Source organism: Bacillus sp. FG16 (assembly GCF_057809515.1).
The window spans coordinates 1-729 of sequence record NZ_JBMDKC010000289.1 but is presented as its reverse complement, the minus strand read 5'-3'; the positions used below and the strand labels follow the sequence as shown (position 1 = coordinate 729).

Annotated in this window: 1 pseudogene; it reads right to left on the bottom strand. The window is 44.2% G+C overall.

Annotated features, from left to right (window positions below):
• A pseudogene (locus tag ACODS7_RS32340) lies at window positions 1-729 on the bottom strand (LPD38 domain-containing protein); the annotation flags it as partial.

Sequence of the window (729 nt, the reverse complement as noted above, 5' to 3'; positions counted from 1 at the left end):
TCGTACGGAACTCTTCCACCTTCATTTGCGCCTTTTTCGGTGTTCCTGCCGCAAGCCTTGCTTTCTTATAAGGAGAAACGGAAGCATCAGCTAGTTCCCCTCCCAGTATCTCTTTTTCCGCTTTAGAGATAGGAAAGAGCCTATCCACTCCTTCCGTATATAGCTCTTCTTTCGAACTCGGCAGTTTTTGCAGTACTTGTTTCACACGTTCCAAACCAGTAGGTTTCTCGTTTACATTGATTTTCCCACGAAAACGCGCTTCATCCCCTTGATTCGCCCATATTTGCACGTCTTCTTGGACTTTTTGTAGCCCCTTCTGTACATCCTTTGGAATGACACTTTGAAAGTGCTTCATAAATTCGGGCGCTTCTTGTCCTGCCATGGTTGGATTGAGTAAGTAACGACGCATAAATTCCGCCATACCTTCTTGACGAATTTGTTCAGGTGTATAATTTTGACCAGATGTATGAGCACCCAGTTTCATGAATTCCTCATCAAATTTTGGGTCATTCAATCCAAATTTCTTATCCAAATGATGACCTGTTTCATGCGCTAACGTTTCTAAGTCCCCGTACTCACGTGTACGAATGACTTCAGGGTTTATCTTATACATGCCCGTAACAGCCTCGTCTCCGATACCCATACGTCCTGTACGAAGCGTAATGCCTAAATTGTCACGGAAACTATCTAGCAACTTTTTATGCGTAATCGTACGCCCATCTGGCGCCA